Origin of the sequence: Paenibacillus sp. ATY16 (genome assembly GCF_003399985.2) — a bacterium.
In the GTDB taxonomy this organism is placed as follows: domain Bacteria; phylum Bacillota; class Bacilli; order Paenibacillales; family Paenibacillaceae; genus Pristimantibacillus; species Pristimantibacillus glycanilyticus.
Map to the genome: position 1 here is coordinate 331772 of NZ_NMOK02000002.1, position 22426 is coordinate 354197.

General features: G+C 51.6%; 21 protein-coding genes. 20 read left to right on the forward strand and 1 reads right to left on the reverse strand.

Annotated features, from left to right (window positions below):
• From dapB to CFI03_RS02545, 19 genes are all read left to right on the forward strand, one after another.
• On the forward strand, positions 1–759 hold the full coding sequence (gene dapB, locus CFI03_RS02455) for a 4-hydroxy-tetrahydrodipicolinate reductase (RefSeq protein ID WP_373312726.1): 759 nt from the start codon (positions 1–3) through the stop codon (positions 757–759).
• Positions 760–794: 35 nt separating this feature from the next.
• Entirely contained in the window at positions 795–1220 is a 426-nt protein-coding gene (gene mgsA, locus CFI03_RS02460; protein WP_127494098.1) for a methylglyoxal synthase, read from the forward strand.
• A complete protein-coding gene (gene bshB1 / locus CFI03_RS02465) occupies positions 1217–1915 on the forward strand; it encodes a bacillithiol biosynthesis deacetylase BshB1 (protein ID WP_248756358.1) in 699 nt (232 codons plus the stop codon). The genes mgsA and bshB1 overlap by 4 nt, the downstream gene beginning before the upstream one ends.
• 82 nt (positions 1916–1997) lie before the next feature.
• Positions 1998–3161 (forward strand): N-acetyl-alpha-D-glucosaminyl L-malate synthase BshA, encoded by a 1164-nt coding sequence (bshA, locus tag CFI03_RS02470; protein WP_127494094.1) that lies wholly within the window; start codon positions 1998–2000, stop codon positions 3159–3161.
• A 24-nt stretch (positions 3162–3185) separates the two neighbouring features.
• Complete coding sequence (locus CFI03_RS02475; protein ID WP_248756359.1) at positions 3186–4439, forward strand: CCA tRNA nucleotidyltransferase; 1254 nt, start codon at positions 3186–3188, stop codon at positions 4437–4439.
• A 2-nt stretch (positions 4440–4441) separates the two neighbouring features.
• Positions 4442–5422, forward strand: a complete 981-nt coding sequence (locus CFI03_RS02480) for a biotin--[acetyl-CoA-carboxylase] ligase (RefSeq protein ID WP_248756360.1) — start codon at positions 4442–4444, stop codon at positions 5420–5422.
• A 246-nt stretch (positions 5423–5668) separates the two neighbouring features.
• The gene (gene panB / locus CFI03_RS02485) at positions 5669–6589 is read left to right on the forward strand and encodes a 3-methyl-2-oxobutanoate hydroxymethyltransferase (RefSeq protein WP_248756361.1); all 921 of its coding nucleotides are present in this window, start codon (positions 5669–5671) and stop codon (positions 6587–6589) included.
• Positions 6564–7457: a pantoate--beta-alanine ligase gene (panC, locus tag CFI03_RS02490; protein ID WP_248756362.1), complete on the forward strand. Its 894-nt coding sequence runs from the start codon at positions 6564–6566 to the stop codon at positions 7455–7457. The genes panB and panC overlap by 26 nt, the downstream gene beginning before the upstream one ends.
• A complete protein-coding gene (panD, locus tag CFI03_RS02495) occupies positions 7450–7833 on the forward strand; it encodes an aspartate 1-decarboxylase (protein ID WP_015844046.1) in 384 nt (127 codons plus the stop codon). Before panC ends, panD begins: the two co-directional genes overlap by 8 nt.
• 109 nt (positions 7834–7942) lie before the next feature.
• On the forward strand, positions 7943–8788 hold the full coding sequence (locus CFI03_RS02500; protein WP_248756363.1) for a tetratricopeptide repeat protein: 846 nt from the start codon (positions 7943–7945) through the stop codon (positions 8786–8788).
• A 15-nt stretch (positions 8789–8803) separates the two neighbouring features.
• Complete coding sequence (dinG, locus tag CFI03_RS02505) at positions 8804–11665, forward strand: ATP-dependent DNA helicase DinG (RefSeq protein ID WP_248756364.1); 2862 nt, start codon at positions 8804–8806, stop codon at positions 11663–11665.
• On the forward strand, positions 11662–12321 hold the full coding sequence (locus tag CFI03_RS02510) for a redox-sensing transcriptional repressor Rex (RefSeq protein ID WP_127494080.1): 660 nt from the start codon (positions 11662–11664) through the stop codon (positions 12319–12321). The genes dinG and CFI03_RS02510 overlap by 4 nt, the downstream gene beginning before the upstream one ends.
• On the forward strand, positions 12290–13603 hold the full coding sequence (locus tag CFI03_RS02515) for an amidohydrolase (protein ID WP_481857645.1): 1314 nt from the start codon (positions 12290–12292) through the stop codon (positions 13601–13603). Before CFI03_RS02510 ends, CFI03_RS02515 begins: the two co-directional genes overlap by 32 nt.
• A complete protein-coding gene (locus CFI03_RS02520) occupies positions 13603–14136 on the forward strand; it encodes a cell wall elongation regulator TseB-like domain-containing protein (protein WP_248756365.1) in 534 nt (177 codons plus the stop codon). The genes CFI03_RS02515 and CFI03_RS02520 overlap by 1 nt, the downstream gene beginning before the upstream one ends.
• 134 nt (positions 14137–14270) lie before the next feature.
• Positions 14271–14810 (forward strand): hypothetical protein, encoded by a 540-nt coding sequence (locus CFI03_RS02525; RefSeq protein WP_248756366.1) that lies wholly within the window; start codon positions 14271–14273, stop codon positions 14808–14810.
• On the forward strand, positions 14803–16302 hold the full coding sequence (locus tag CFI03_RS02530; RefSeq protein ID WP_248756367.1) for an AAA family ATPase: 1500 nt from the start codon (positions 14803–14805) through the stop codon (positions 16300–16302). The genes CFI03_RS02525 and CFI03_RS02530 overlap by 8 nt, the downstream gene beginning before the upstream one ends.
• A gap of 243 nt (positions 16303–16545) precedes the next feature.
• A complete protein-coding gene (locus tag CFI03_RS02535; protein WP_127494070.1) occupies positions 16546–17418 on the forward strand; it encodes a 3-hydroxyacyl-CoA dehydrogenase family protein in 873 nt (290 codons plus the stop codon).
• Positions 17419–18627 carry an acetate/propionate family kinase gene (locus CFI03_RS02540; protein ID WP_127494068.1) on the forward strand — a complete coding sequence of 403 codons (1209 nt, stop codon included), beginning with the start codon at positions 17419–17421 and terminating at the stop codon, positions 18625–18627.
• 37 nt (positions 18628–18664) lie between these two features.
• Positions 18665–19345: a DnaD domain-containing protein gene (locus tag CFI03_RS02545; protein ID WP_248756368.1), complete on the forward strand. Its 681-nt coding sequence runs from the start codon at positions 18665–18667 to the stop codon at positions 19343–19345.
• A gap of 67 nt (positions 19346–19412) precedes the next feature.
• Here CFI03_RS02545 and CFI03_RS02550 read toward each other — a convergent pair whose 3' ends face one another.
• The gene (locus CFI03_RS02550) at positions 19413–20270 is read right to left on the reverse strand and encodes an AraC family transcriptional regulator (protein WP_248756369.1); all 858 of its coding nucleotides are present in this window, start codon (positions 20268–20270) and stop codon (positions 19413–19415) included.
• A gap of 137 nt (positions 20271–20407) precedes the next feature.
• Here CFI03_RS02550 and CFI03_RS02555 point away from each other — a divergent pair, with 137 nt between their 5' ends.
• Positions 20408–22387 carry a glycoside hydrolase family 127 protein gene (locus CFI03_RS02555; protein ID WP_248756370.1) on the forward strand — a complete coding sequence of 660 codons (1980 nt, stop codon included), beginning with the start codon at positions 20408–20410 and terminating at the stop codon, positions 22385–22387.
• Positions 22388–22426 lie beyond the last annotated feature (39 nt).

A 22426-nucleotide genomic window follows, 5' to 3' on the forward strand; every position in this document is an offset into this window, starting at 1 on the left:
ATGGGCCGTGAAGTTGTGAAAATGGTGCTGGAGGACGAGGCGCTCGAGCTCGTTGCTGCCGTCGCTCCTTCAGCAGGTCCTGTGGACGCGGGCGTATTTGCTGGCAAAGCGAATACGGGAGTTACCGTTAGCGCAACCATTGAGGAAGCTTTAAGCAGCGCAAAGGCTGATGTTATGGTTGATTTCACCGTGCCGGCGCTTGCTTATCAGCATACCAAGGTCGCGATTGAGCACGGCGTTCGTCCCATCATGGGCACAACCGGTTTTACACCGGAACAAATCGAAGAGCTGGACAAGCTTTGCCAGGAAAAAGGAATTGGCGGGCTCATTGCTCCAAACTTCTCGATTGGCGCCATTCTGATGATGAAATTCGCTGCGGAAGCATCCAAATACATGCCGCATGTTGAAATTATCGAATATCACGGCGATCAAAAGCTGGATGCCCCGTCGGGCACTTCAATCAAAACCGCCGAATTGATCTCTCAGGTTCGCCAGGAGCTTCGTCAAGGCAACCCTAAAGAGGAAGAAGTCATTGAAGGCGCGCGTGGCGGTTATTATAACGGCTTCCGTATACATAGCGTTAGACTTCCAGGCGTATTTGCGCAGCAAGAAGTTGTGTTTGGCGGTTATGGCCAAACGTTGAAGATCCGTCATGATTCCTATGACCGTGCCGGTTACATGCCCGGCGTTAACGTAGCGGTCAAGAAAGTGATGGATTACAGCGGTTTGGTTTATGGTTTTGAACATTTGATGGACTAATCTATATACAGCCTAGAAAGAGTGGGGATTATAGGATGTTGAAAATTTCCTTTATCGCGCATGACCGTAAAAAAGAAGAAATGGTTAACTTTGTAACCGCCTATGAGAGTGTCTTTGCGCCGCATGAATTATATTCTACCGGTACAACGGGCAGCCGTATTATGGAGAAAACAAATCTTCAGATCCAACGGTTTATGTCCGGTCCGCTTGGAGGAGACCAACAGATTGGCGCTATGGTTGCCCAAAACGAGATGGATCTCATTATTTTCCTCCGGGATCCGCTTATGGCACAGCCTCACGAGCCGGACATTATCGCTTTGCTCCGTCTTTGCGACGTACAAGGCATTCCGGTTGCAACGAACGTGGCTACTGCGGAACTGCTTGTCCGAGCGCTTGCACGCGGCGATTTCGCATGGCGCGAGCTTGTACACAAATATAAGCCGGGTGTGGATGCGCCATGAGCGAACCGTTAGATATTCTCGTCTTTGGCGCGCATGCGGATGATGCGGAGATCGGGATGGGCGGTACGATCGCGAAGTATACGGCTGCCGGGAAAAGGGTAGGAATCTGTGATTTAACCGAAGCGGAAATGTCCTCAAACGGCACCGTGGAGCTAAGGAAGCAGGAAGCTTCCGCAGCTTCCTCGGTGCTTGGTTTATATACCCGGACCAATCTAGGATTGCCGGACCGCGGTCTCGAAATCAACAAGCCGCACATTGATGCGATTGTCGCGGAAATTCGCCGTTCCCGTCCGCGCATCGTATTCGCTCCGTATTGGGTGGACCGTCATCCGGATCACATCGCCTGCAGCAAGCTGGTTGAAGAGGCCGTATTTAATGCAAAGCTTCGCCGGTATATGCCGGAGCTGCCGGCCGTGCAGGTGGAACAATTCATCTATTATTACATAAACGATGTCGATAACGTCTCGCTTATGGTTGACGTATCGGATTTTTACGACCAAAAGAGACAATCTTTGATGGCGTACCAATCTCAATTTCAAACGGCTGCTCCCGGCGAAGACCGAGTGGCGACTCCTTTAACGGATCGTTATATCGAACGGGTTGAAGCCCGGGATAGTCTGCTTGGTCAAACTCGAGGCTGGAAATATGCGGAAGGCTTTGCCATCAAACGCCCGCATGCCATTGAGTGGTTTTAACAAAGATAAAAAAATCTCATAATCAAAATGATGTCGAATATATAGAATATCAGCATGTTACACGAGAGGGTGGACTTACGATATGGCACGTAAATTAAAAATCGGAATCACGTGTTATCCAACCCTGGGCGGTTCCGGCGTAGTGGCTACGGAGCTAGGCAAGTTGATGGCCGAACGCGGCCATGAAATTCATTTTATTACCCATAGCATACCGTTCCGTCTCGGGAAATTTCATAAAAACATCTTTTTCCATGAAGTTGAAGTTAACGATTATTACGTATTCCGTTATCCGCCGTATGATTTATCGCTAGCAAGCAAGATGGCCCAGGTAGCCAAAATGGAGAAGCTGGATCTTCTTCACGTGCATTACGCGGTTCCTCATGCCGTATGCGCGCATCTGGCCAAACAAATGATTGGCGACGGCTTCAAAACCGTTACGACGCTGCATGGCACGGACATTACCGTGCTTGCTCAGGATGAATCGCTGAAGGACTTGATTCGTCTGGCCATTAACGAAAGCGATGCCGTGACGGCCGTATCGCAGGACCTCATTAACGAAACAAGACAGCTCCTGGATATTACGCGCCCGATTGATCTGACGTACAATTTCGTAGACAAACGCGTTTATTATCCGCGCGACGCGGTATCTCTGCGGGCCGATTACGCGCAGCCTCATGAAAAAATACTTATGCATATTTCGAACTTCCGTCCCGTGAAGCGTGTTAGCGACGTTGTGGATGTTTTTGAACGCGTATCCTCGCAAATTCCAGCTAAGCTGCTGCTTGTTGGCGAAGGTCCGGAATTGTCCAAAATCCAATGCAAGATCCGTCAAATGGGTCTGGAAGACCGTGTCCATTTCCTTGGCAAGCAAGAAGACGTCGCGCAGGTTATTTCGATGGCTGACCTATTGCTCCTGCCTTCCGAGAAGGAGAGCTTTGGCCTTGTTGCGCTTGAAGCGATGGCCTGCGGAGTTCCAACCATTGGTTCAACTGCCGGGGGGATCCCTGAGCTTGTGACGCATGGCGAGACCGGTTATTTGTGCCCAATCGGCGATGTTGAAGGAATGGCTTCTTATGCCACTCAATTGCTCAAGGACGAGAAGCTCCATCAGTCGTTTAAGGAAGCTTGCTTGTTCCGAGCGCGCAACGAGTTCTGTAATGATGTGATTACCACGCAGTACGAACAAATCTATTATCGGGTTCTTGGAATGGAAGCCGATTTGCCGATGCCGGTATGCGAGGCCTAATACAGGAAGGAAGTGCTTAAGTCCATGGAAGTACGCTTCGCTTTGCCAAACCTCATGCTCCAGGCATTACCTGTGCTTGAAGCGCTTGTGCAGCAGGGCTTTGAAGCGTTTTTTGTCGGAGGCTGCGTGAGAGATACCGCAATGGGACTGCCGATTAAGGATGTAGATATTGCAACTTCGGCCAGACCCGAGCAGGTAATGTCGATTTTTCCGCGCTGCATTCCGACCGGGCTTCAGCACGGAACGGTAACGGTATTGCATGATGGTGAATCTTACGAAGTGACGACCTTCCGTACGGAATCGGAATACGAGAAGCATCGCCGCCCATTGCAGGTCGAATTCATCGACCGCCTGGACGGCGATTTGCTGCGCCGTGATTTAACCATTAATGCAATGGCAATGAATGCGGCCGGAGAATTATACGATCCTTTTCGCGGATTGGATGATCTCAATAAAAGAATGATTCGCTGCGTGGGCGACGCGGACGCCAGGTTTCAGGAGGATGCGCTAAGAATGCTGCGGACGGTCAGGTTTGCCTCGCAGTTTGAATTCGCGATTGCGCACTCTACCTGGAGAGCGCTTGTCAAGCATCGGGAGCTGCTTCGGCATATAGCCATGGAGCGGGTTCAAGCCGAATTAGACCGCATGATAGGCGGAGCTCATCCCGGCCGGGCATTGCAGCTTCTCGCAGCTTGTAAATTGCTTGACTATACGGGTACCGTCCTGCCTGCAGCACACAAGCTTGCACAAGGCCATACCGTTTATATCGGTCTAGACAAACTCGCTGACCCGGATACCCGTTACGCCGCGCTCCTAATGGAGGAAGGGATCACGATCCCCGACGCGGAAGAAACGTTAAAGGCGCTTCGTCTACCTACGCAAAAGATGAACGCCATATTGTCCGTTTTGTCCATTCAAACCGCCATGAAACAGTGGAACGGGAAGTCTGATTTGCGGCTTGTCTGGACAAGCCTGATCCTTCAATACGGGGAAGAAGCGTCTCGCAGATGGCTCTCGATCGCAGAGTGGGATCGCAAGAATAATCTGCATGACCAAACAGAGCTACTGGATAAATGGATGAACGGAATGCCCGCCATGACGTTAAAGCAGCTGAAGCTGAATGGCAAACAGCTTGCGGAAGGACTGCAGAGAGTACCTGGAACTTGGACAGGACAGCTGCTTAAGCAACTCCTGCTTGAGGTTGCGCTGGACAAGCTGCCAAACGAGAAGGAATTATTACTTAAGCAAGCCCAAATATGGAATGCCGAGGACCGATAACGATGTCAAATAATCGATTGCTTGAATTGTTTGAACTAAATCCCGGATCATACGTGTCGGGAGAAATGATCAGCCATGAGCTGGGCGTCAGCCGGACAGCCGTATGGAAGCAGATCAAGAAGCTGGAATCGCTGGGCTATGTCTTCGAAGCATCAAGACGGCTTGGTTATAAGCTCGTGTCACCGCCGGATACCTTGTCTGTACCTAAGCTGATAAGCGAACTGAAATCCAAGGTGTTCGGCAGCTCGATTGAGTGGCATGAAGCGGTGGACTCTACGCAAAATCTGGCGCAAAAGCTGGCGGAAGAAGGTGCGCCTGAAGGGACGCTGGTTATCGCGGAGCAGCAGCATAACGGGCGCGGCCGAATGGGACGCGGATGGGTATCGCCGCAAGGAAAGGGCATTTGGATGAGCATGGTGCTCCGCCCGTCCGTGCCGATTCATTTTGCTCCCCAGCTGACTCTTCTTACAGCGGTAGCCTTATGCCGGAGCTTGCGGCGAATCACTTCGCTGCCTATTGGGATCAAATGGCCCAACGATCTGTTGATCGAAGGAAAGAAGATTAGCGGCATTTTGCTGGAATCGACGGCGGAAGAGGAACGCCTACGCTATGTCATTGCCGGAATCGGCATCAGCGTTAACTTGGAGAAATCGGATTATCCGGAGGAAATCCTTGAGAAGGTTACTTCTCTTCGAATTGCCAATGGTGGGGACGGCTTTGACCGAATCACGGTTATATCCGATTTCTTGCAGGAATGGGAGCAGCTGTATTTGCTCTATCTGGATAAAGGATTTGCGCCGATTATTACGCTTTGGGAAGCGTTATCGGTATCCCTTAACCAGCCGGCGCGGCTAATCACCCCGCAAGGAACAATCGACGGCGTGCCGATTGGCCTTGACGCAAGCGGCGCATTAACCGTTCGCAAGGACGACGGCAGCACGGTTGTCGTATTCTCCGCCGAAATGGGCGAGCCCGTACGCTAAAAGCGTTTACGGGCACGCCTTTTTTTGCTACTATAAAGGAAGCAGGCGGTATCTGGTAAGAGCTGCACTGCGAAGGGTAATAGATGTTGTAAGCAAGCAAGGCACACTCTGCTCTGAGCCGTAGGGACCGAGACAGAAGGAAGCAATTATTTAGCATACGTTTCCTTTTTCGTTCGGGAACCTTTTTAGCAGCGGCTAAAAGGTTTTTTTGTGTTTATCCTAAAACTTAAAAGGGGATGAAGCGTAATGAGGAAACGTTTGACGATTACCAACCTCAAGAAGATGAAGCAGGACAAAAATCCGATCTCGATGCTGACCGCTTACGATTATCCGTCTGCCGTACTGGCAGAGGAGGCTGGACTGGACGTTATTCTGGTCGGCGATTCGCTGGGTAACGTTGTACTTGGTTATGACACCACGATACCGGTCACGCTCGATGATATGATTTATCATACACGCGCCGTTGCGCGCGGTGCCAAGAACACCTTTATCGTTACCGACATGCCGTTTATGACTTACGGCATCGGCAGGGAAACCACTCTCCGCAATGCAGCCCGTCTTATGCAGGAGGGCGGAGCCCAAGCGCTGAAGCTGGAGGGCGGAACGGAGATTGCGGCTGAAGTCGAAGCGCTCGTCAAAGCCGGCATTCCGGTGATGGGACATATCGGACTTACGCCGCAATCGGTGCACCAGCTTGGCGGCTACAAAGTGCAGGGCAAGCTGGAGAAGGAAGCCCAAAAGCTAATGGAAGATGCCAAAGCGCTGGAGGCTGCGGGAGCCTTCGCGATTGTTCTTGAGCTTGTGACAGAGCCAATCGCGGAAGCGATCAGCAAGGAACTGACGATTCCGACGATAGGAATCGGAGCCGGACGCGGCTGCGACGGTCAGGTTCTCGTGTATCACGATATTTTGCAATATTCTTCTCCTTATATGGAGAAAAAAATGGTCAAAACTTATGCGGATATCGGCTCCACAATCCGGAGCGCCATTAGCAGTTATGTCAATGAAGTGAAAGCGGGAGCTTTCCCGGCTGAGGAGCACACGTTTGGCGCCAAGCCGGCAGCGATCAATCATCTGTATGGCGCAGGAGAAGCAACAAATACAAACAACGGTCAGGCAAGCAGAGAGGAGTCTCCCAAGCGTGATTTTGTGTCGAACCATAGCTGAACTAAAAAACGAACTTATTCTTATTAAAAAATCAAACGACAATGCTACAATCGGCTTAGTGCCGACAATGGGATTCCTGCATGAAGGCCATGCCAGCCTGATGCGCCAATCGGTGTCGGAGAACACCGCTTCGGTCTTATCTATTTTTGTCAACCCGATGCAGTTTGGTCCTAACGAAGACTTCGAGCGTTATCCGCGAGACGAGGCGAGGGATCTTGCGATTGCGAAGGAGAACGGCATCGATATCGTCTTTATGCCGGATGTAAAGGAAATGTACCCTTCGAAGCCGCGCACTTCGGTTATTATAAGCCAGCTTACGGACCGTCTGTGCGGTGCCTCGAGACCGGGGCATTTCGACGGAGTGGGTCTCGTCGTCAGCAAGTTGTTCCATCTGGTTCAGCCCGACCGGGCGTATTTCGGCATGAAGGATGCCCAGCAGCTTGCGGTTATTCAGCAAATGACCGATGATCTGAACATTCCGGTTGAGATCGTGCCATGTCCGATTGTACGGGAGCCGGACGGTCTTGCGCTCAGCTCGCGCAATGTCTATTTGTCGGCTGAACAGCGCCAGCAGGCTGTCGTCTTATCCCAATCGTTAACCCTTGCGAAACAATGGATGAAAGAGAAAGGGATTACTCCCGAGGAACTGCTTGCAAGGGTAAAAGCGAAAATCAACGAAGCGAGCCAAGCTGACATTGACTACGTGGAATGGCTGACTTATCCTTCTCTGGAGCTTCCGGTTTGGAATGAGCCAATTGCTGCACAGAGCGGTAAATTTATTTTGGCGCTTGCCGTCAGATTTGGCTCCACGCGCTTGATTGACAATGCCTTATTCGTACCAATTACCGAGGTGAATGATCATGTATAGAACGATGATGAAATCGAAGCTGCACCGCGCAACCGTCACGGAAGCGAACCTGAACTATGTCGGCAGCATTACCATTGACGAGGATTTAATGGATGCGGCCGATATCTGGGAAAATGAAAAAGTGCAAATCGTAAATAACAACAACGGCGCGCGTTTTGAAACGTATGTCATTACGGGCAAACGCGGCTCCGGCGTTATTTGCCTGAACGGCGCGGCGGCGCGTCAGGTACAGCCGGGAGACCAGGTCATTATTATTTCTTATGCTTCCATGTCCAACGAAGAAGCGCGCGCTCACAAGCCGATCGTAACGATTCTGGACAGCGACAACCGTCCGCTGAAAAGCTTGTCCGAGGAAATTCACGCAACGGTTTTGTAAAGCACCGATTCCAGCGCTATGTAACGAATGGCATGGGGTATGAAAAGCACCCCCGAAACAAAGAATGAGCATAACACTCCTCAATTCTTTGGTGAAGGCGGGATGCGTAATGTTCCAACAAATGTTCGATGCCATGAACGAAATACTGGATCATCTGATTGAAGCCTATCCAACCGCAAGCGGCGAGCAGAAAGCCCAATTCGATGAGCAGCTTGTGATGCTTAAGAAAATGAGCGATTCCCTTGTCGAGCAGTGGATTGATTTCGAAGAAAAGTTTTCTTATTTTGTGGAGCAGCATGCAGCAACCTTGGAAGGTCCCGTGACGCAAATGATTCCGCCGCCCATGCTGGCGATGGAGAGCAGCGCAGAACTTGGCGAGCCGCCTGCTAAGCCTTCACCGGCAGCAGGGCCGGCTGCGCCGTCACCATCCAAGAAGCCAACTGCGCCGCCGCAGACTATGCATTCTGCTGCCAGCCAGGCAAAAGAACATCAATCAGTATCAGCCGAGGAAGCTTACAATGCGGAGCTTGATATGGAAGTGCCGTACGAATACGCGATGATGATTTCGAAGGGGCAGGGGTATTATAAATTATTTATGTTTTCCGATGCTGCCACTCATTTTCAATCTGCGGTTTCTTACCTTCCGGAATGTAATCTGGCCCGGCTGTATCTGGCAATGACGCATATGCATCTGCAAAATTGGAGTGAGGCGCAGCGGCATTTCCAATTGCTGGTTTCATTAACGGACTATCCGAAGTGGCGTGCTTTAGGCTATAATGCCCTTGGGTGCATTCAAGCGATTTATATGAATTTAGAGCAGGCGGAGCAATTTTTCATTAAAGCATACGAAACCTGCCCAAGCTTCAAGGACCCGTTAAACAATTTGAAATGTTGTAAAGAAACGCCGCAGCAATTATCCTTATTTTTCGGCAGTACCGAGCTTTGCTGCTTATGAGGGGATAGAAACGTAATGAAATTCGCAGTATTGGATTTGGAAACGACAGGACATAGCGTCAGCGACGATATTTTGCAGGTGGGTTTGGCCATGCTGAACGACAACCTCGAAATCGTTGAAACCTACAGCTCCTTTGTACGCCCTACAATAGAAATTCCGGCATTTATTACGCAGCTGACCGGCATCGACGCCGCTATGGTGGCGGATGCTCCGGAATTGGATGAGGTGCTTCTGCAGCTCATCCCTCATTTGGAGGATGCCGTGCTGGTCGCTCACAACGTTAACTTCGACGCCGGATTTTTGAATCAGGCGCTTGACCGTTGCGGCTACCATCCGTTTATCGGACGGCGGCTGGATACGATTGAGCTGCTAAGAATTTTGTATCCGTCGATAACGACGTACCAGCTGGGCGCCGTAACCGAGCTGTTCGGCATTGCGCATGATCAGCATCACCGTGCCGACAGCGACGCGGTAGCGACAGCCGAATTATTTGCTCAATCCGTACAAAAGCTCAGACAGTTGCCGCTGCTTACTTTGCAGCGGCTATCCTTTCTTATAGACAATGGGAGCGATCTGAGCTGGTTTATGGCCGAGACGTTGAAATATGCCGAGCTTCATACCTCTATCGACATGAATGCTTATCAATATTTCAATCAATTTGCCCTCAAAGCCGGGGAATGGACCGAGGAGCAGCCTGCCCGCGCCGACCAGGAGGAGGATCCGCTTAAAGACGTGTCCTTCGAGCAATATTTGGACGGTATCCGGCAGCGCTTTATGGAGAAGTATCCGAATTACGAAGAGCGTGAAGCGCAAACAACGATGTTCCGCGAGGTTTACGATTCCTTGTGCAATGACCGCCATCTGCTGATCGAAGCGGGCACGGGCACAGGCAAATCGCTAGGTTATTTGATTCCGGCGCTTTATTACGGTATTCAACAGGAAAGCAAAATCGTAGTCAGCACTCATACGATTAATCTGCAGGAACAGCTTCGTCAGCGGGACGTACCGCTGCTTCGCGAGATTTTACCTTTTGATTTCCGTGCTTCAATCTTCAAAGGCAGGGGCAATTATTTGTGTCTGCGGAAATTTGAAAGTAAAATCAATGCGAAGGATCTAGTTGCTCCCATTGATGATGCCATCACGGCATCGCAAATGGTCGTTTGGCTTAGCGAAACGGAAACCGGCGATCAGGAGGAACTGAACTTCGGCAATAAAGGCGCAGATTTCTGGTCTACCGTGGCAAGCGACGCGGATTCTTGCCTTAACCGTCAATGTCCGTGGTTTAAGCGCTGCTATTACCACCGCGCCAAGCATGAATCCAATATTGCAGATGTATGTATTACGAATCATTCCATGCTGTTTACGGATGTTCAAGCGGATCACCGTCTGCTGCCAAGCTACAGCCACCTGATTATTGATGAAGCGCATCACGTGGAAGAAGTGGCGGGCAAGCATCTTGGCATGCAATTAAATTATTTCTCCTTGACGCACCAGACAACAAGGCTGTTTAAGGATGCCCGTTCCGGCCTGCTTCCGGCGCTCAGACTTCGTCTTCAACAGGAGGATGACGAACGGGTTCAGGCATGGACGGAGACGATCGATACGGTTATTCCCGTGTTCCAGGACGTAAAGGAGCATTGGGATAAGCTCTTTGAGCTGCTGTATGCCTTTGTGGGAGAGTCGGGAGAGGCCGGCAATGATAACGGTCAGGCCGTATGCCGTTTGCGCAGCGATACCCCGCCAAAGGGCTGGGACGACGTTCTGACGATTGAGAACAATGTGCATACCGAGCTAAGCCGCGTTGTGAAGACGGTGGATAAGATGGCATCGGATATCAAGGACCGGCTTGACGATCAATCGATACAGGGACTGATTACGGATTTAAACGGCGTAGTCCGTGATTTGACTCGGGTCAAGGATGATCTCCGAACGTTCCTTAAGATGGAGCAGAACTCGGAAGTCTATTGGATTGAGGCAAGCACGACATACCGTTACCGTTCCGTTCATTTATACGCGGTACCGGTCGACGTAAGCAAGCAGCTTCAACAATATTTCTTCGACGTGAAGGACAGCATTATTCTTACATCCGCAACCTTATCCGTTCATAAATCGTTCCAATATGCGGAAGAGCAGCTTGGGCTGGAAGGCTTTGAAGAAAATAACCGGCTGAAAACCGTGCAGCTTCCGTCGCCCTTTAATTACCGGGAGCAGGCATTGGTTATTATCCCGCGTAATTTCCCGACCCTGAAGGGTTCGGCGGGCGACCCTCAATTCATCTCGATGCTGGTAAGCTCGCTTGCCGACTCTGCGGTTGAGACAAAAGGCCGCATGCTTGTGCTGTTCACTTCTTACCGGATGCTGAAGCAGGTCTACGAGCCGCTTAAGGAAGCTTTGGCCGGCTCCGGCATTCAAGTGCTCGGCCAAGGCATTGACAGCGGCAACCGGACGAAGCTGACGAGACGGTTCACCCAGCAGCCGGAGACGGTTCTGCTTGGCACAAGCAGCTTCTGGGAAGGGGTGGACATCCCGGGCGAAGCACTGACTTGCCTGGCTATCGTCCGCCTGCCGTTTCAGCCGCCTAATCATCCGCTTGTTGAAGCGAAGTCGGAGCTCTTGCAGAAGCAGAAGCAGAATCCTTTCATGAAGCTGTCCATTCCGCAAGCGGTTATCCGTTTTAAGCAAGGCTTCGGCAGACTTGTACGGACGGCGAAGGACAAAGGAATAGTTATTATCTACGACACACGCGTCATTGATACGTATTACGGCAAGCACTTCCTCTATTCGCTGCCCGGTCCGAAGATCGAAACGATGCATATCGACCAGATGGTACCGCGGATGCGGGAATGGCTGCAAACGGAAGAGGAGGAAATCGGGTGAAGCAGGCGAAAATATCGGAGGCCGTTGTGAGACGGCTTCCCATCTACCTGCAGGTGCTGAACGAATTGTATAACCGTGAAGTGCAGACGGTTTCGTCGCAGGAGCTAGGGCTTAAGCTGGACCTTAATCCAGCTCAAATCCGAAAGGATCTTGCCTATTTCGGGGACTTCGGCCGTAAAGGCATCGGTTACGACGTCTCTTACCTGATCGAGAAAATTCAGCAGATTCTAAAGCTCGACCAGCGGATTAACGTTGCGCTTGTTGGCGCCGGCAATCTCGGACATGCCTTGTGCAACTACAATAAGTACTCCAAGGACAACATGAAAATTGTCGCGGTCTTCGATGACCATCAGAACAAGATAGGCACGATGATCAACAATTTGACCATTCTGCCAATGGATAAGCTGAAGGAGACCGTTCAGGAGAACAATATCCGGATTGGCATTATTACGGTCCCGGGTCCGGAAGCGCAAAACGTGGCCAATCAATTCGTGGAGGCAGGAATCGAGGGCATCCTGAATTTTGCTCCGGCGATTTTGCGTTTGCCCGAGCATATCCGCATTCACCATGCGGACTTTACGAGAGAGTTGCTCAGCTTGGCTTATTATTTGGAGAAGGAAAGGAATGAGCAGGAAAATGGCGCAGTTGTGGATTGAGAACGGCCTGTTTGTAACAATGAACGATGCTAATGAGGTTTTCCGAGGCCACATGGTCGTTACGGACAACCGAATTACATATATCGGAGCGGAGGCTCCAACTGGCCTGGATGAGCAGGTTGAGCGCATTGACGGCAGTAAGCAGGCATTTATGCCGGGACTTATTAATACGCATGGCCATGCCGCCATGTCGCTGCTTCGCGGCTATTCGGACGACCAGAATCTGCAGGTATGGCTGGAGCAGAAGATGTGGCCGATGGAAGCCAAATACGTCGACCAGGATACGCGTGCTGGCAGCGCGCTTGCGATCGTGGAGATGCTGAAGACGGGAACGACCGCTTTTGTCGATATGTACGATCGCATGGATCAGGTTGCGCAAATGGTGGAGCAATCGGGAATCCGGGGTGCTTTGACGCGCGGCGTAATCGGATTGTGCCCGGAGGAGATTCAACAGGCGAAGCTGAAGGAAGCGATTGCTTTTGCCCGTGACTGGAACGGTAAGGCGGACGGCCGAATCACAACGATGATCTCTCCGCATGCTCCTTACACTTGCCCTCCTGATTATATTGAGAAGTTTGTGCAGGCAGCCCATGATTACGATCTGCCGGTTCATACCCATATGTCAGAGACGCTTGCCGAAGTGGAGCAAAATGTACGCGATTACGGTTCCCGTCCGGTTGAACATCTGGACAAGCTTGGTTTCTTCTCGCGGCCGGCGCTTGTTGCGCATGCCGTGCATCTGAACGATGAAGAGATTGCCCTGCTGGCCGAGCGCAACGTTGCCGTATCCCATAACCCTGTCAGCAACCTCAAGCTGGCAAGCGGCGTGGCCCGCGTTCCCGAGCTTCTTCGCGCAGGCGTGACGGTGTCGCTTGGGACGGACAGCGTAGCAAGCAACAACAACCTGGACCTGTTCAAAGAGATTAAATTTGCGGCGTTGCTCCATAAAGGAATCTCAGGCGATCCGACCGTCATTCCGGCGATGGAAGCATTGCGAATGGGAACCGTCTACGGTGCCCGTTCGATCTGGCAGGAAGGCAGCATCGGGCAGCTTGCGGAAGGAATGAAAGCCGATTTTATCGCGATTGATCTGGAACAGCCCCATTACTATCCGCTTACGGATATCGTATCCCACCTTGTTTATTCCGGATCCGGCCGGGACGTCAAGCATGTATGGGTAGACGGCAAAAAGGTTGTTCATAACGGCGAATGCACGATGATGGACGAGGAAAAAATCCGCTTCGAGGCACAGGCCAGCTTTGAACGGCTGCTCAACGCATAATGAGAGCGACAACTAGAAAACGTCAGCCGGTGATGAGTCCGAAGCGCTGGCTGGCTGTTTTCCTTGTTGCTCTGGTTGCTGTCATCGCGGTAGTCATTATGTACTACAACACCATTCAGCAGCCGTTCTGGAATTCGGAGAATCCGATCCGGAAAGAGGCAAAGGAAGCAGCCGGCTTGACCGAGGTATCATCCATCACGAAGCAGGTTTGGGATACGACATCGTGGATCGTGAAGGGCGAGAATGACGCGAAAGAAGAAGTTTACGTATGGCTGATCGGTCCGGACAAGACCGTTCAAACGGTCAAAGCCTCCGAAGCAACGGATAAAGATGCCATTAAGCAAGCCGTCTTGCAGAAGAAACCCGATGCGGCGGTCAAACGCATTCAACCGGGAACTTTAAACGGCCAGCTCGTTTGGGAAGTATTTTATTCGCAAGGCAAGAATCCCGAGAAATACAGCTACGATTTCTATGATTTCCGCAGCGGTGCTTACGTGACCGAATATCATCTTCCCGCCAAAACAGCGAGCTAGCCGCAATAACGCGGCTGGCTCCGCTTCCTGTTTTTACACCGCCTCTTTGATGTCGTTATATGATATACTTTCGTATGGCAGAGTTGATATACGTTAGTGTTGCTATATAACAGATATAGAGGAGGAAACCAACTATGAAACTTCGTATTGTCCCGTTCGTGCTTTCCGCTGTAGCTACAGCCTTGCTGCTATTCGGTGGATGGATGTTATATAAGCAGTTCGCCGTTGTTTCTCCTTTCCAGAAGTCTATTGGACAAATTGAAGGCATTGCTTCGGCGAATGCTCCTACTATAGATCAAGACCGCGTTTCGGTGCAGGTAACCCTTAAGCCGGATGCGAATTTGAAAGACGTTTACGAATCCATTTCCAAAGAAGGCAAAGAGGCGATTGGCAGCCGCGAGCTGTCGCTCGACATTACGAATCAAGCGCCAAGCGATCAATTAGAGAAGGTGTGGTCTTCGGTTCTGTTTAATGTGGCCGAAGCGATGGAAAAGAAAAACTACTCGGAGATTCCGAATGCTCTTCAGAAAGCAACCGCGGATCACGCGGGCATTACATTCGAAACCGCGCTTGACGATAACAATGTGTACATTACGCTGAAGGATGGTAACTCGACGAAGTATGTAGTGCTTCCACGCACTCCTGCTATGCTGGAGGTGTCGGCTAATGCGTAAATATTGGATTGAGATTACGGCAGGCTTTGTTCTGATGACAGTTGTTTTCCTTGCTTTCAGAGGAGTTAATATTTTCCCTGTCCTGCTGCTTGCTTGTTTGGCGGGGGGAGTCTGGTTTGCATCGCGCGGAGGCAAAGGACGTATGACCGCTCTGCCGGGGTCTAAGCGCAGCAAGCAGATTCACGCGGTATCCATCAGTTTTGATCAGATTGGCGGTCAAGATAGAGCCAAGCAAGAGCTTACCGAAGCTTTGGACTTCCTGGTTAAACAAGACGAGATTGCGAAGCTTGGCATTCGCCCGATGAAAGGGATTCTCCTTACAGGCCCTCCGGGCACAGGTAAGACGCTGCTTGCGAAGGCAGCCGCCCATTATACGGATTCCATCTACCTGGCTGCCTCGGGCAGTGAATTCGTCGAGATGTATGTGGGCGTAGGTGCGGGACGTATCCGAGATTTGTTCAAAGAAGCTCGCGAAAAAGCAAGAAAAGCAGGCAAGAAAAGCGCCGTTATCTTTATCGACGAGATCGATGTTATCGGAGGCAAGCGGGACGGCGGGCAGCATCGGGAATACGATCAGACGCTGAACCAGCTGCTTACCGAAATGGACGGCATTCATTCCGACGAGGCGCCGCGTATCCTGATTATTGCCGCGACGAACCGCAAAGAGATGCTGGACAGCGCGCTTCTCCGTCCAGGGCGTTTCGACCGTCATATCGGCGTGGATCTGCCGGACAAGAAAGGACGCCTTCATATTTTGCGTCTGCATGCGGCCAATAAACCGCTTGATGAGTCGGTTGACCTGGAACGAATCGCATCCGAATCGTTCGGCTTCTCCGGTGCCCAGCTGGAAAGCGTCATGAACGAAGGCGCAATCTACGCGATGCGCGAGCAGAGCGGGACGATCTTGGAGCAGCATCTGGCGATGGCCATCGATAAAGTCATGATGGGCGAGAAAACGGACCGCGAGGCTACGGCGGAAGAGCGTGAACGTGTTGCCCTGCACGAACTTGGTCATGCTATATCCGCAGAGCTGGTTCGGCCGGGAAGCGTATCTCAGGTGGCTTTGTCGCCGCGTGGTCAAGCGCTTGGTTATGTCCGTCATAACCCGCAGCAGGACCGCTATCTGTACACGAAAGAGTTCTTGGAAAGCCAGATTATGATCGCGCTTGGCGGCGCAGCCGCCGAAGAGATTTTCTACGGCGGACGCAGCACCGGCTCCCGAGGCGACTTCGATCAAGCGATGAATATCGTTCGCACGATGGTGGAATCAGGACTTACGGAGCTTGGTATCATTGACGCCAACATGATGACGCCGGACAAATGGGCGAACATTACCCGTTCCATCCTGGATGATCTGATGAGCAAGACAAAAGCGATGCTGGAAGCAAAACGCGAAGTATTTGTTCAATCCCTGGATGTGCTGATCAAGGAAGAAACGCTTGGCGGCGACGATTTCCGTGCTCTTCTAAGCCGGTTGTCCCAAAGCGCATAATAGTGGTATACCGCAATGAACGGCAGTTCATGTTAAACTGCCGTTCATTTTTTGGTGTAAAGGCAACAAAATCGAAAAGCGCATAAATCGTTCATTTGTTGTTCATGAGGTGTTCAAGATCCGTTCATCCTTCCGCCTTCATTCTTTGACTAAAAAAGGGTATAATGGATGCGAGGTAGAGAGAATTATTCTCAATCACACCCAAAAAGAGAGAAAACATACGAGGAGAGAATTTACAGAACTATGGCAATTAAAAAAGTTGGCGTTATCGGCGCCGGTACAATGGGGCAAGGTATTGCGGAAATGCTCGCATCTAAAGGGCTGGATGTGTATGTAATCGAAAGCTCGGAGGAACGCTTAACATACGGTATGCAGATGATCGAACTCAACCTGGATAAGCAGATTGAGAAATGGGCTCTGACGCAGGCTGAGAAAAAACTGATTCTGAATCGTATCCATACATGCACGAGCTATGAGGACCTGACTTCCTGCGAGCTGGTTATCGAATCTATCACCGAGGATTTGGAAAGCAAAAAGCAGGTCATCAAGAAGCTGGACGAGATTTGCGACGATAACGTCATTATTGCCAGTAATACCTCCACGCTTAGCTTAACCGAGCTGGCAAGCGTAACCGTCCATCCGGAGCGCGTTATCGGCCTTCACTTTATTTATCCGGTATCCAAGATCGACCTGGTTGAAATTGTCCGCGGCCTGAAAACCTCCGATGCCACGTTTGACGCAACGAAGGAATTCGTGGATGAGGTGATTCAGAAAAAAGGAATCATGGTGTTCGAGTCGCCAGGTTTTGTAACAACCCGTCTGATCTGCCTCTTCATTAACGAAGCGCTGCATGTTCTCGAGGAAGGCGTAGCATCGGCCGAGGATATCGACAATGCGATGCGTATCGGCTATTCGTTCCAGAGCGGACCTTTCGAGATGGCGGACCGCTTTGGCTTAGACTCCGTCCTTGCTGCCCTTGACCGGATGTTCCGCGAGTACGGGGAATTGAAATACCGTCCGTCCATCGTCCTGAAGAAGATGGTGCGCGGTGGACATCTCGGCGTGAAATCGGGCGTCGGATTTTTCAAATATGACAAGGATGGAGACCGTATCTAGATGAAAGTACTCGTAATCAATGCAGGAAGCTCTTCGCTGAAATATCAGCTTTATAATATGGAGAATGAGACGGTGCTTGCGAGCGGGCGCGTCGAGAGAATCGGAATGGATTCCTCGATCGTGACCCACGAACCTCCAGGCAAGCCGGACGTGACGCAAGTAAGCGAGATTCTTGACCACATCACGGCGGTTAAAAAAGTGATCGACATGCTGACGCATCCCGAGCATGGCGTAGTAGCTTCGATGGGAGAGATCGACGCGGTTGGGCACCGGATCGTGCATGGCGGCGAGGTGTTCAAGAGCTCGGCGCTTGTAACGGCTGAAGTGAAGCAAGAAATCAAAAAGCTGTTCGATCTTGCTCCGCTTCATAATCCGGCGCATATGATGGGCATCAACGCGGTAGAAGCCAATATGCCTAACGTTCCGCAGGTGGTCGTGTTCGATACCGCCTTCCATCAGACCATGCCTAATACTTCCTACTTGTATCCTATTCCTAGAGTGTTGTACCGCCGCCATAAAGTGCGTCGTTACGGCTTCCACGGAACATCGCATCAATATGTCAGCCGGAAGGCTGCCAAGTTCCTTGGCAAGCCGCTAGAGTCGCTGAAGATGATCTCCTGCCATATCGGCAACGGGGCAAGCGCAACGGCCATTCTGGACGGCAAGTCGTTCGACACCAGCATGGGGATGACGCCGCTGGAAGGCTTGATGATGGGTACGCGCAGCGGTGACCTGGACCCGGCCATTGTTCCGTACGTGATGAACAAAGAAGAACTGACGCTAAGCGAAGTGAATTCGATGCTGAACAAACACAGCGGCATGCTTGCGATCTCCGGCATCAGCAGCGATATGCGCGAAATCGTGGAAGCAATGGGCGAAGGCGACGCCAACGCCAAGCTGGCTTTCGATATGTATACGTACCGCGTCCGCAAATATATCGGCGCTTACGCGGCAGCGATGAACGGCGTTGACGTTATCCTGTTTACGGCAGGGGTTGGGGAGAACTCGAACGTTCTGCGCAAGGCGGTATGCGAAGGCATCTCGTTCCTGGGCGTTGAGCTGGACGAAGAACGAAACAATATTCGCAGCAAGGAAGTACGCGAGATTTCGACGGATGCTTCCCGCGTGAAGGTGCTGGTTGTACCGACTAACGAGGAGCTGCTAATTGCCCGCGATACGTATGCGATTGTGAAAGGCGAGTCCAAATAAGAATAGCAGTAGTTAAGGTAGCGGAGGGATCGGTTGCATGAGCAATGAGGACATGTGGAAGGCCTATTCGCGGGGGATGGCGGCCGTCATGAATGAAGGGGGCGTGCATGTATCCGCGCTGCTTCTACGGTCTTACCGCCAATTGAATTTATCCGATACGGAAGCCATGCTGCTGCTGCAGCTTATGCTGTTCGGAGAATCGGAAGGGATTGAATTCCCCACAATGGAGCAGCTGGCGGAACGTACCGGCTCGACGACCAGAACCATTGAGCAGACGATTGGCCGTCTGATGAAAGAAGGTTTCTTGACCATCGACGAGCGGATTGATCCGGTGACCGGAATTCAATCCGAGCAATATAATTGGAGCGGATGGCTGCTGAAGGCTGCCGAATGGGCGGCTGAAGAGAAGCGGGAGACGCGGAGAGCGGAGCGGCGCACGGTGAAGCGGGTCACGGATCCGGGCAACATTTTCTCGGTGTTCGAGCAGGAATTCGGACGTCTGTTATCGCCGATGGAATGCGAGACGATAACCGGATGGCTCGATCAGGACCGCTACGCGGATGAACTGATCCGGTTTGCCTTGAAGGAAGCCGTCTTTGCAGGCAAGCTGAATTTCCGTTATATCGACCGGATTCTGATTGAGTGGGGCCGAAACCGGGTGACGAACGTGGATGAGGCAAGAGCCCATTCTCAGAAGTTCCGTGGACCACGCGGATAGCACTTATATCGATTATACGAAAGCCTTGTACTTCCTAATGCGGGAGTACAAGGCTTTTTTCATTCCGTTATCGCGAGAACTGCTTCCTGTATTTCAGGGGCGATGTGCCTGCGTATGCCCGAAAGCAATTGGAAAAGTATGGCGCATGGCGGAAGCCCGTCTTATCGGCGATAACCGAGATGGACCATTCGGTCTTTACGAGAAGCAGCTTGGCTTGCTCCAGCCGGTATTGGTGCAAATAGTCCATGGGGGAGCAGTGATAGATTTCTTTCATGCACCTGACGATGTAATTGGGATGAAAATGAAGCGCCTCCGCCAGAATTGCGTTGGTCAGCTCCGATTGATAATGCTGCCGGATATAGGCTTCCGTCTTGCTGGCGAGCTTCATGGCCGGAGAATCCGTATTCGCGCGATCCCGCCGTTCCTCCAGTAAGCCAAGCAGCTCGATAAAGAGCTGATGCTCGTGCCAATAAACGCCTCGTTGATGCTCGTTGGAGTAGGTTAACAGCTGAACGAGATGCCGCTCGGCAAGAGTAAATTCAGGCGGCGCCGCATACTGGGGAATCTGGATAAAATAAGGGTTTTCCCAGACCTGTCGCAAAGGCATAGGCGGGGAAGAAGGTTCCGACGAATGCTCCTTCCAGTCCCCTTTAAAGTCGAAATGAACCCAATAAAAGGACGTATCGCTGTCGCAAGGCTTAGTTGAATAATGATAGCGGTCCGGCAGAAGCAGAAGCGCCTCACCGGCTTTGACTTCCCACTGCTTGTCTTCTTCCCCGATATATAACGTTCCCTTCGTTACCCACAGGAGATCAAACAAGCCAAGGTTGCGGCGGTTAGGATGTTGCTCGCCGGGCTTATACACGGTCTGGCCGATTGCGATGTAGTAAGGCATAGGAGGAAGCTGCAGGGTTACGTAAGTCATGCGGTTAGCCCATCTCCCGTCAGTGTTATATTTTATAAAAAAGAAGGTCGTTTTGCTTGTAGTTTCCTTGTCTTCCCGAGAATAAACTAGAAATCAGCAATAATCAAATCTTTTATATTCGAGCAGGAGGAACGTTCATGGCGAAGCAACTTAACAGGCAGCTGGGAAGCAGTCAGGTACATATTGAGGATGCTTTTTGGAACCGCTTTACGGAGCTGGTGCGCGAGACTGTCATTCCTTATCAATGGGAAGCGTTAAACGACCTGATCGCGGATGCGGAGCCAAGCTATGCCATCCGTAATTTCCGTGTCGCGGCGGGACTTGAAGAGCATCCCTACGGCGGTATGGTGTTCCAGGACAGCGACGTGGCGAAGTGGCTGGAGGCGGTTGGTTATTCCTTGGCGAATCATCCCGATGCCGAGCTGGAGCGCACCGCAGATGAAGTGATTGATCTCATCGCGATGGCTCAGCATGAAAATGGCTATTTAAATACGTATTTCACGATAAAAGATCCTGGCAAGCAGTGGACCAATCTGTATGAGGCGCATGAGCTGTATTGCGCGGGCCATATGATGGAAGCGGCGGTTGCTTATTATGAAGCTACGGGAAAACGCAAGCTGCTGGACGTCATGAGCCGGTTCGCCGATCATATCGACGAGATTTTCGGCGCGGAGGAAGGCAAGCTGAGAGGCTATGACGGCCATCAGGAGATTGAACTTGCGCTGGTGAAACTGTACCGGGCGACAGGGGAAAAGCGTTATTTGAAGCTGGCCCAGTTCTTTATTGACGAACGCGGGGCGGAGCCGAATTTCCTGGTCGAAGAAGGGAAGCAGCGTGACGGCTATAGTTTGTGGGCCGGAGGCAAACGCCCGATTCCAACCGTGCCGCAATTAGCGTACAACCAGGCGCATAAGCCGGTCCGCGAGCAGGAAGCGGCGGTGGGCCACTCGGTCCGCGCCGTGTATATGTATACCGCGATGGCGGATTTGGCGAGATTGACCGGGGATAAGCTCCTCCTTGAAGCCTGCGAGCGGTTATGGAACAACATGACGCGAAAACAAATGTATATTACCGGCGGCATCGGTTCCACGCATCACGGCGAGGCATTCTCGTTTGACTATGATCTGCCGAACGATACGGTATACGCGGAAACCTGCGCCTCTATCGGCCTGATCTTCTTTGCGCAGCGGATGCTGAAGCTGGAAGCAAAAAGCGAATACGCCGATGTCCTGGAGAGAGCATTGTATAACAACGTGGTAGGCAGCATGTCGCAGGACGGCAAGCATTACTTCTACGTCAATCCGCTTGAAGTATGGCCGCAAGCCTCCGAGAAAAATCCGGGCCGCCATCATGTGAAGGCCGAGCGTCAGAAATGGTTTGGCTGCTCCTGCTGTCCTCCCAACGTGGCTCGTCTGCTAAGCTCCTTGAATGACTATATTTATACGATATCTGCCGCGAACAATACGATTTACACCCATTTGTTTATCGGCAGCGAAGCCCGATTTGAACTCGCTGCAGGCTCCGTTGCATTAAATCAGCAATCGCAGCTTCCGTGGAAAGGGTATACCCGATTCGAATTTACCGATGTTCCGGGAACACGGTTTACATTTGCCCTTCGAATTCCATCCTGGAGCAGGGGGACGGCCGTTCTGAAAATTAATGGTCAGGCGGCGGAGTTTAAGGCAGAGAATGGGTACGCAGTGGTTAACCGCAATTGGCAGCGGGGAGACGTTGCGGAATGGGAGCCGGCGCTTGAAGCTCAATTGACAGCCGCGCACCCTCAAATCCGCGCAAATGCGGGCAAGGTGGCTATTGAGCGCGGTCCGCTTGTTTATTGCTTGGAGGAAACGGATAACGGAAGTCCGCTTGCCGCGGTGTCGCTCGTTACAACGGGAGAGCTTCATTCCCGCTTTGATGATCAATTGCTGGGCGGAGCGGTTGTCATTGAAGCCGAGGGGAAGCTGGATGAACAGGATTCCTGGCAGGAGGATACGCCGTATCGTCCGTATGAGCAGCGCAGCGCTTCAAAGCACATTCAGTTGAAGGCTGTACCATACTATCTCTGGGGCAACCGAGAGAAAGGCGAGATGACGGTCTGGATTCGGGCTTTGGGATAGATCGTAAGGAGAGCATGCGAATTGCCGCATGCTCTTTTT